The 10,210-nt window shown below is 72.0% G+C and carries 7 protein-coding genes; 5 read left to right on the forward strand and 2 right to left on the reverse strand.

Annotated features, from left to right (window positions below):
* Positions 1-42 precede the first annotated feature (42 nt).
* The 5 genes from OG514_RS24960 (at position 43) to OG514_RS24980 (ending at position 8,506) form a co-directional block, all read left to right on the forward strand.
* Complete coding sequence (locus OG514_RS24960) at positions 43-846, forward strand: biotin/lipoyl-containing protein (RefSeq protein ID WP_266898414.1); 804 nt, start codon at positions 43-45, stop codon at positions 844-846.
* 170 nt (positions 847-1,016) lie between these two features.
* Positions 1,017-3,143, forward strand: coding sequence for an NHLP family bacteriocin export ABC transporter peptidase/permease/ATPase subunit (locus OG514_RS24965; RefSeq protein WP_266900952.1), 2,127 nt, complete (start codon positions 1,017-1,019; stop codon positions 3,141-3,143).
* A gap of 1 nt (position 3,144) precedes the next feature.
* Positions 3,145-6,009, forward strand: a complete 2,865-nt coding sequence (locus tag OG514_RS24970; protein ID WP_266898416.1) for an NHLP bacteriocin export ABC transporter permease/ATPase subunit — start codon at positions 3,145-3,147, stop codon at positions 6,007-6,009.
* 179 nt (positions 6,010-6,188) lie between these two features.
* Positions 6,189-6,743, forward strand: coding sequence for a hypothetical protein (locus OG514_RS24975; RefSeq protein ID WP_266898418.1), 555 nt, complete (start codon positions 6,189-6,191; stop codon positions 6,741-6,743).
* Between the two features lie 83 nt (positions 6,744-6,826).
* Positions 6,827-8,506 carry a long-chain-fatty-acid--CoA ligase gene (locus tag OG514_RS24980; protein ID WP_266898420.1) on the forward strand — a complete coding sequence of 560 codons (1,680 nt, stop codon included), beginning with the start codon at positions 6,827-6,829 and terminating at the stop codon, positions 8,504-8,506.
* Between the two features lie 70 nt (positions 8,507-8,576).
* Here OG514_RS24980 and OG514_RS24985 read toward each other — a convergent pair whose 3' ends face one another.
* Positions 8,577-9,008 carry a hypothetical protein gene (locus tag OG514_RS24985; RefSeq protein ID WP_266898422.1) on the reverse strand — a complete coding sequence of 144 codons (432 nt, stop codon included), beginning with the start codon at positions 9,006-9,008 and terminating at the stop codon, positions 8,577-8,579.
* Positions 9,005-10,135, reverse strand: a complete 1,131-nt coding sequence (locus tag OG514_RS24990; RefSeq protein WP_266898424.1) for an NAD(P)/FAD-dependent oxidoreductase — start codon at positions 10,133-10,135, stop codon at positions 9,005-9,007. The genes OG514_RS24985 and OG514_RS24990 overlap by 4 nt, the downstream gene beginning before the upstream one ends.
* Between the last annotated feature and the right edge of the window lie 75 nt (positions 10,136-10,210).

A 10,210-nucleotide genomic window follows, 5' to 3' on the forward strand; every position in this document is an offset into this window, starting at 1 on the left:
AATTCGGCAGCCCTGTAAAGAATGCAGTCGAAGGAAGAGTCCGTGCAGTTCCGTCAGAAGGCGCTTTCCAAGCTGCAATCGCCCGAAGAACTCGACCTGCCCGTACGGTTCGCGCGCCCGCCCGGCCGGCTCGTGCTGGCCGTCACGGTCGTCGTCATGGCCGCCGCGGCCTTCTGGGCCTTCACCGGATCCGTGTCCCCCAAGCTGAGCGCGCCCGGCGTCCTCACCCGCGCCGAGGGCAGCTACCTCCTGCAGAGCCCGTACGCCGGACAGGTCACCGAGGTCCTCGCCGAGGAGGGCCAGCTGCTGTCCCCCGGCGCACCCCTCCTCACGGTCCGAACGGACAAGGGCGACCGCGAGGTCAGCGTGGTCGAACGAGGGCGGGTGACCGGTCTCCTCGCCAAGACCGGTCTCGTCGTCACCACCGGCGCCGACGTGGCGACCGTGGAACGCGTCAGGAACCAGGACGACCCCCTGGTCGCCATGCTCTACGTACCCGGCGGCAGCGGCGCGGCCATCCCCGTCGGCGCCCAGGTCGACCTAGGCGTCCAGTCCGCGCCCCGCCAACGGTTCGGCGTGCTGCGCGGCCGGGTCAAGGCGGTCGGCCGAGCCCCCCAGACGCAGGCGCAGATCATCGGCTTCCTCGGCGACGGCAGGCTCGCCGCGCAGTTCACCCGGCAGGGCGACCCCGTCGCGGTGCTCGTCCAGCTGGAGCGCTCCGCCACCACGTCCGGCTACCGGTGGTCCTCGGCGGACGGGCCCCCTTACGCCGTCGACTCCACCACGCCCGTCACCGGAACCGTCCACCTCGCCGCGCAGCGCCCCGTCGATTGGCTGCTCCCGTGACCGCGTCGCCCGACACGACCCCCCGGCTCCCGTCCACCGGACACCGGCGCCATCGCCCGGCGCCCCAGAGCTCCACCCGGCGCCGCCGCCCGGAACCGGCGGGCCGCAACCCCCGGCGCCGCCCGTCCGTCCCCAAGGGCCGTACGCCCCGTCCCGTACGCACCCCCACCGTGCTGCAGATGGAGGCGGTGGAGTGCGGCGCCGCCGCGCTCGCGATGGTGCTCGGCCACTACGGCAGGTTCGTCGCCCTGGAAGAGCTGCGCATCGCCTGCGGGGTCTCCCGCGACGGGTCCCGCGCCAGCAACCTCCTCAAGGCGGCGCGCGGTTACGGCCTGAAGGCCAAGGGCATGCAGATGGACCTGGCCGCGCTCGCCGGCGTGGGCCCCCCGGCCGTCCTCTTCTGGGAGTTCAACCACTACGTCGTCTACGAGGGCATCGGACGCCGCCTCGGCCGCCGTGGCGTGTACATCAACGACCCGGCCAAGGGCCGGCGGTTCGTCCCCATGGACGAGTTCGACACCAGCTTCACCGGCGTCGTGCTCACCTTCGAGCCAGGCGAGGGCTTCCGCCGCACCGGGCGCAGGCCCGGCGTCATGGGCGCCATGCCGGCCCGGCTGCGCGGCACGTCGGGCACCCTGCTCGCCGCCGTGCTCTCCAGCCTCCTGCTCGTCGCGGTCGGGGCGGCGGTGCCCGCGCTGAGCCGCACGTACATCGACATGTTCCTGATCGGGGAGCAGACGTCCCTGCTCGGCGTGCTCTTCGCGTCGATGGCCACGGCCCTGGTGCTCACGGCGGTGCTCACCTCCGTGCAGCAGGCCAACCTGCTGCGCGGCCGCATCATCTCCTCCACCCTGGGCAGCGCCCGCTTCCTGCGACACCTGCTCAGACTGCCCGTCACCTTCTTCTCCCAGCGCAACCCGGCCGACCTGGTCCAGCGTCTGCAGTCCAACGACGCCGTCGCCGAGACGCTGGCACGCGACCTCGCCGCCGCCGGTGTCGACGCGGTGGTCGTGGTCCTCTACGCGGTGCTGCTGTGGACGTACGACCCGCAGCTCACGGTCGTCGGCATCGGCATCGCCCTGCTCAACGTCCTCGCCATGCGGATCGTCATCCATCTGAGGGCCACCGACACCCAGAAGCTGCGCGCCGAGAACGCCCGGCTCACCAACACCTCGTACAGCGGCCTGCAGCTCATCGAGACGATGAAGGCCACCGGCGGCGAGAACGGCTTCTTCCGCCGCTGGGCGGGCCAGCACGCCGTCACCCTCGACGTACAGCAACGCCTCGGCGTCCCCAGCATGTGGCTCGCGGTCGTCGCCCCCACCCTGGCCGCGCTCAACAGCGCGCTGATCCTGATGATCGGCGGCCTGCGCGCGGTGGAGGGGCACCTCTCGGTCGGCCTGCTCGTCGCCTTCCAGGCCCTGGTCACCAGCTTCACCGCGCCGATCACCCGCCTCAACGGCGTCGCCGGACGCATCCAGGACTTCGCGGCCGACGTCGCCCGCCTCAAGGACGTCGAGAACTTCCCCGTCGACCCGATCTACTCACGGCGCGAGCCGCCCGCCGCCACCCGGCGCCTCAAGGGCCATGTGGTGCTCGACGGCATCACCTTCGGCTACAGCCCGCTGGACGCGCCGCTGCTCCAGGACTTCTCGCTCTCCGTCGGCCCCGGGCAGCAGGTCGCGCTCGTCGGCGGCTCCGGCAGCGGCAAGTCCACCGTCTCGCGGCTGATATCAGGGCTCTACGCCCCCTGGGAGGGCACCATCCGCATCGACGGCGTGCGGATCGAGGACATCCCGCGCGGCGCGCTCGCCGCCTCCGTCTCCTTCGTCGACCAGGACGTCTTCCTCTTCGAGGGCACCGTCCGCGACAACGTCGCCCTGTGGGACCCCTCCATCCCCGACGAGGCGGTCGTGGCCGCCCTGGAGGACGCCGCCGTGTACGAGGTGATCGCGCGCCGCCCCGGCGGCATCCACAGCCGGGTCGAGCAGGACGGCCGCAACTTCTCCGGCGGCCAGCGCCAACGCCTGGAGATCGCACGGGCGTTGGTGCGCCGCCCCAGCGTCATGGTCCTGGACGAGGTGACCAGCGCCCTGGACGCGGCGACCGAGCAGCTCGTCATCGACAACCTGCGGCGCCGGGGCTGCGCCTGTGTGGTCATCGCCCACCGGCTGAGCACCGTGCGCGACAGCGACGAGATCGTCGTCCTCGAACGCGGCACGGTCGTCGAACGCGGGCGTCACGAGCACCTGCTCGCCGCGCGGGGCGCGTACGCCGAACTGGTCAAGGAGCACTGAGGTGACGTCCCCCCACCCCCCACACGTCGCCGTGGATCCGGTCGTGGCCGCCCTGGGCGGACTCGGCTCGCCCGTCGACTGCACGAGCATGCGCAGCCTGTCCCTGGAGGGTCCGCTCGTCCTGTGGCTGGTCGTCGAGGGCGCGCTGGACCTCTTCGCGATCGACGCGGCCCAGGAGGGCCACTGGCACTTCCTGGGCCGCCTGGAACCGGGCACGCTGCTGCTCGGCCCGGCCGAAGGCCCCGGCCACACCCTGATCGGCCGCCCCCTGTCGGGCTGCCTGCTGCGCCGCATCGAACTGCGCGAGCTGCAGTACGGATACGGGCCGTACGGATCCGGCCCGTACGGATCCGGGCAGTACGGCGACGCCTCCGAGGTGCCCCTGAGCCCGCTGGAGAACGCCTTCGCCCTCGGCATCGGGCGCGGCCTGCGCGTCCTCTACCAGGCGCCGCTGGAGAGCCGGGCCACCGCGGGCCCGGGCGCGGCCGACGACGACATCCTGTGGATGCAGATCACCCCGGGCAGCGTCCAGTACGGCGCCTTCTACGAGGGGTACGAGGGGTACGACACAACGGGCGCGCTCCTCGTCGACGGGGCGATGTGGCAGGGCATGGTCGACCAGCAGTACCGGCTGCTGTACGCCCTGGACCACTGGATCGAGCAGGTCGAGCGCGCCCACGAGGACCGCACGGCGGCCGGCATCGAGGCCGGTGAGGCCGCCCGCACCCAGGCCGACCAGGCGCTGCTCGCCTCGATCGGCCGCTCCGGCGACCGGTCGCGCGGGGCCGCCCGGCGCGGCGCGAGCGACGATGCGGTCTTCGCCGTGTGCCGGCTGGTCGCGCGCGAGGCGGGCATCGCCCTGTCGGAACCGGTCGGGAGCGGCGCCGACTCCGGGCATACGGACCCCGTCGAACGCATCGCGCTCGCCTCGCGGATCCGCACCCGCGTCGTACGGCTCCACGGCCGCTGGTGGCGGGAGGACAGCGGACCGCTGGTGGGGCGGCGCGAGGAGGACGGCGCACCGGTCGCCCTGCTGTGGCGGCGCGGCGGATACGAGGCCGTCGACCCCGCCACCGGCAGCCGGGAGCGGGTCGGCTCCGCCGACGAGGACGCCTTCGAACCGGGCGCCGTCATGTTCTACCGCCCCCTGCCCGACGGGAAGCCGGGCCTCCTGCGGCTGCTCCGCTTCAGTCTGCGCGGGACCGGCGGGGACCTGCGCAGCCTCCTCGTCGGCGGTCTCGTCGCGGTCGGCCTCGGCGCGCTCGTCCCCCTCGCCACCGGCAAGGTCCTCGGCGAGTACGTACCGCGGGCCGAGGACAGCCTCATCGTGCAGACCGCGCTCGCGCTCATCGCGACCAGCGTCGTATCGGCCTCCTTCATGCTGCTGCAGAACATGGCGATCCTGCGGATGGAGGGCCGTATCGAGGCCACCCTGCAGCCGGCCGTCTGGGACCGGCTGCTGAGGCTGCCGGTGACGTTCTTCGCCGGCAGCTCCACCGGTGAACTGGCGAGCGCGGCCATGGGGATCAGCTCCATCCGCAGCGTGCTGTCCGGCATCGGCTCGGTCTGTCTGCAGGCGGGCACCGTCGGCACGATGAACCTCGTCCTGCTGCTCTTCTACAGCGTGCCGCTGGCCATGGCCGCGCTCGCCATGCTGCTCGTCATCGCCGCGCTCTTCCTGGGGCTCGGACTCTGGCAGCTGCGGTACCAGCGGCAGCTGCTCAGGCTCGGCAACAAGCTCGACAACCAGGCGTTCCAGACCCTGCGAGGGCTGCCCAAGCTGCGGGTGGCCGCGGCCGAGAGCTTCGCCTACGCGGCCTGGGCGCGGGAGTTCGCCCGCACCCGGGAACTGCAGCAGCGGATCGGCCGGATCAAGAACGTGATCACGGTCCTCAACGCGGTCTGTGGGCCCCTGTGCATGCTCGTGATGTTCATGCTGCTGGCCGGCCCGGCCCGGGGCAGCATGTCCGCCGGTGAGTTCCTCACCTTCAGCACCGCCGTGACGATCCTGCTGTCCTCGGTCACCCAGCTGACCGGCGCGCTCATCTCGGCCGCCGCCGTACAACCGATGTTCGAGCAGATCAGGCCGGTCTTCGAGGAGACCCCCGAGATACGCGGCTCCAGCACGCGACCGGGTGTGCTCGCCGGGGGAGTCGAGGCACGGAACCTGTCCTACCGGTACACCGAGGACGGTCCGCTGGTCCTGGACGACGTGTCGGTGCGGGTGCGGCCGGGTGAGTTCGTCGCGATCGTCGGGGCCAGCGGCTGCGGCAAGTCGACCCTCCTCCGGCTGCTCATCGGCTTCGACCGGCCGGTCGCGGGCAGCGTGCTGTACGACGGGCAGGATCTGGCGGCGCTCGACCGGGCGGCCGTGCGCCGTCAGTGCGGCGTCGTCCTGCAGAACGCGCAGCCGTTCTCCGGCTCGATCCTCGACTGCATCCGCGGCGCCGAGCCGTACCCGCCGGAGGAGGCGTGGGAGGCGGCCGCCATGGCCGGTCTCGCCGAGGACATCAAGGCCATGCCCATGGGCATGCACACCATGCTGTCCGACGGCGGCGGCACCGTCTCGGGCGGTCAGCGCCAGCGGCTGATGATCGCTCAGGCCCTCATCCGCAAGCCGCGCATCCTCTTCCTCGACGAGGCCACCAGCGCCCTGGACAACGAGGCCCAGCGCGTGGTCATCGACTCGACGCGCACGCTGCGCTCCACCCGTGTCGTGATCGCCCACAGGCTGTCCACGGTCATGGACGCCGACCGGGTGATCGTCATGGCGGAGGGGAGGGTCGCCCAGCAGGGCCCGCCCGCCGAGCTGCTCGCCGACACGAGCGGCCCGTTCCACGAGCTCGTACGCCGCCAGCTCGGCTGATCGGCGCCCCCGCGCGGGGCGGCCGCGGATACGTGGGGAGGGCACGTTTCGGAATCCGACCCTCCCGGAAGGAAAAGCCGGAATGCCTCGACGGAAGGGCTTTCGATCGGGGAAGCTGTCCTCAACAGGCCTTCATATAGGCGTAGTTGGGCAATTTCTGCATCATTCCGGGGGAGAAGATGGCAACACTCGCACACCGCTGGCTTGCGCGCGCGGCAGGCGCGGCGGCCGCGGCGGTACTGATAACCGGCGGTACGGCCGGCGTCACGTTCGCCACCGAGACGGACCGCGCGTCCGTGGTCGCCGAAACGTGGCTGCCCACCGTCGACATCGCCTCGAACTTCGGCGTGGTCGCGACCGCGCATCCGGACACCGTGGGCTGCAACGGATACAACGTGGTCGGTACGGGGACCGCCACGGGCAAGCCGATCGGCAGCGCCACCTGGGCACAGACCGAGGTGGTGTGTACCGCGACCATCCCCGGCAAGTACGACATCAAGGGGACGCTGACGCTCACCGAGGCCGACGGTGACAAGCTCAACCTCAGCTACGCGCTCACCGCGCCGCTGACCACGGCGACCCTGGTCTACCCGACCGGCACGTTCAAGATCACCGGCGGCACCGGCAACTACGCGATGGTGGCCGGCAGCGGCAAGATGAACGCCCGGGTCAACCTCCTCGACCACGATCATGTCAGCGCCACGCTGGTGGGGGACATCCAGTACCTGGGCTGATCCCGTCACCCACCCCCGGAGCCGGCTCCGTCCTCGGGGCCGGCTTCGTCCTTCCGGCGACGCAACCTCCAAGGGGCCGCACCATGAAGAGCACGATGCAGGACCGCGAGCTGCTGGTCCGTGACCTCCTCGCCCACGGCCAACGCGTCTACGCGGACAGCCGGGTGATCCGATGTGCCGACGGGTCGACCGCACGGTCCTTACAGACCTTCGCCGGCATCGCCGAGCAGGCCGAGCAACTCGCCGCCGCGTTGGCCGGGTTGGGCGTGCAGCTCGGCGAGCGCGTCGCCACCCTGGCGTGGAACACCCCCGAACACCTGGTGGCCTATCTCGCCGTACCGAGCATGGGTGCCGTACTGCACACGCTCAACCTGCGCCTCCACCCGGACCAGTTGGGCTACATCGTCGAGCACGCCGAGGACGCCGTCCTCCTGGTCGACTCGACCCTCCAGGACATGCTCGTCCCCCTGCGGGACCGGCTCGGCAGCGTACGCCACGTGGTCGTCATCGGCGGTGCGCCGGAGGTCGACCTGCCCGCGCACATCGCCGTGCACCGCTGGGACGACCTCCTCGCGGCCGAGCGGCCCGGCTTCGTCTGGCCCGACCTGGACGAGCGGGAAGCGGCGGCGCTCTGCTACACGACCGGCACCACCGGGGACCCCAAGGGCGTGGCCTACAGCCATCGCTCGATCACCCTGCACACCCTCGGCGTCTCGGGCGGCTCCGGATTCGCGATGCACGACGGCGACCGCGTCCTGCCGATCGTGCCGATGTTCCACGCCAACGCCTGGGGCTGGCCGTACTCCGCCTGGCTGGCCGGCTCCGACCTGATCATGAACGGCCGACAGCTGCACACCCCGGACCTGGCCCGGATCATCAACGAGGAGCGGCCCACCGCGGTCGCCGCGATCTGCACGATCTGGAACAGCCTGGTCCACCACGGCGAGCAGCACCCGCTGGACCTGAGCAGCGTACGGCTCGCGGGCTGCGGCGGCGCGACCCCGCCGCGCGCCCTCCTGGAGCGGCTCAAGGACCGCTACGGGGTCCGCCTGACACAGGGCTGGGGACTGACCGAGACCAGCCCCCTGGCCACCTTCGCGGTCCCCCCGCACGGCACGCCCGACGAGGAGGAGGTCGGCTGGCTGGCCAAGAGCGGCCGCGTGATGCCGTACGTCGAAGTACGGCTGATCGCGGAGGACGGCAGCGAACAGCCCTGGGACGGAACCTCGGTGGGCGAACTGGAGCTGCGCGGGCCCTGGGTCACCGGGTCGTACTACAACACCGAGGACTCCGCGGAGAAGTTCCACGAGGGCTGGCTCCGCACCGGCGACCTGGGGGTCATCGAGCCGGGTGGCTGGGTGGTGGTCAGCGATCGGCTCAAGGACGGCATCAAGAGCGGCGGCGAGTGGATCTCCACCATCGAGCTGGAGAACGCGATCATCGAGCACCCCGCGGTCCTTGAGGCGGTCGTGGTCGGCGTACCCGACCCGCGTTGGGAGGAACGACCCCTGGCCGTCGTGTCGTGGGTGCCGGGCACCGGGACCGGCGTGGACGAGCTGCGGGATTTCCTCACCGGGCGGGTGGCCCGCTGGTGGATACCGGAGCGGTGGTCGTTCGTGGACGCGGTGCCCAAGACCAGCGTCGGCAAGTACGACAAGCGGGCGGTACGGACGCTGTACGCGCAGGACGCGCTGGACATCCGCGTCCCCGGCGCCCCCGACGTACAGGCGCCCACGGAGTCCGGGCCGTCGCCGCAGGAGTGAACGACGGAGCGGCGCCCGTACGGCCCGGAGTACCAGGACCGTCCCGGGCGCCGCTCTCGGCCCCGGTGCCTCAGGCCGCCAGTCGGCTCGCCGCCTCGGCCAGCAGCTCCCGCTGCTGGTCGGGGTCGAGGCCCAGCTCCCGTACCAGTCGGAGGGTCAGCACCAGACGGGCCTGGATCGTCGTCTCGGGATCCGGGTGCTCCCCGCCGGGCGCCGTGCCGTGCAGGCCGTCGGCGATCAGCCCTTCGAGGAACGCCGGGTCGAAGTCCTCCGCGCCCGCGTCCAGCGAGCCGAGGACCTCCGCGACGTAGCCGCCGATCCCCTCAGGTGTCGCGCCCCGCGGGAAGCGACGACGGGCCGCGAGACCGAAGGCGGCGCCCACCGCCTGCCCGTAGTGCGGGTCCGCGGGGTCGAGGGCGGCGGACTTCTGCGCGAACCCGATGAAGTCGAACGCCAACAGCGCTCCCAGCACATCGAGTTCGGTGTCGGTGGCACTGGTCATGACGCCCGGCCTTCAGTCGTGGGAGGAGCGGTCGTGGTGCCGCGGGCGGTGGTGGTGATCGCCGCCGCGACGTGTTCGGCGTCCCGGCCGACGAAGCCGATCAGCGCCGAGCCGCGGGTACGCATCCGGTAGAGCCCCAGGTAGTAGCTGCCGGGCAGCGCCCCGATGCCCTCGGTGTGCCGGGGTTGTCCGGCGTCGTCGAGCATCTCCGGGTCGAGCCAGCTCCAGTCCGTGGCGTAGCCGGTCGCCCAGATCACCGTGGACGGCTTGACGCGTTCGCCGTCCGCGACCAGCAGCTCGGCGCCCTCGGCAGCCGTGATCCGGCCCACCGTACGGATCCCGCCCGCCGCGACCAGCTCCGGGACGCGGTCGCCGACGACCGGGTCGGGCGCCTGCATGTTCACCGGCAGACGCATCACGCCGAGGACGCTCATCCACCAGAACATGTCCCGTCCGACGACGGTCTGCGGCAGGGGCGGTGAGACGGCCTCGCCGCAACTCAGCACCACACTGTGGGTCGTGGACAGCTCGGCGGCTATCTGACGACCGGAGTTGCCGTCCCCGACGACCACCACGGTGCCGGGCGCCACCTGCGCGGGGCCTTCGTACGCGCTGGTGTGCAGGGTGGGCACGTCCGGGCTCAGCCCGGCCGCGAACTCCGGCAGGCGGGGGACGCCGAACGCCCCGGTCGCGATCACGATCTGCTCGGCCCGGCATTCACCGTGCGTGGTGCTCAGCAGATAGCCGTCACCGTCCCCGCGTACCGACAGCACCCGGTGGCCGGTCAGCACCGGGAGGTCGAACCGCTCGGCGTAGTCCCGCAGATACGCCACCACCTCGTCCTTGCCGGGGTAGTGCCCGGCGTCGCCGGGGAAGGGCAGGCCGGGCAGCCCGGAGAACTGCGCGGACGTGAACAACCTCAGTGAGTCCCAGCGCCGCTCCCACGTCTCGCCGACCTCGCTCCCCGCGTCGAGCAGCACGCACCGTACGCCGGCCTGCCGCAGGTGGTACGCGGCGGCGAGGCCGGACTGGCCCGCTCCGACGACGGCGACCGGCACGGTGGCCGGCAGCGCGCCCCTCGGCTCGTCCGCCTGCCGGCCCTTCGGGTCGGCCTGATCAATTCGCATACCGAATGTCCTCACTTCTCGGACCTGGACCCCGCGGCACCCGCGGGGTCCAGGTCCGGGTGGACCGGCCGGGCC

The organism is Streptomyces sp. NBC_00572 (assembly GCF_026341815.1).
GTDB lineage: Bacteria > Actinomycetota > Actinomycetes > Streptomycetales > Streptomycetaceae > Streptomyces.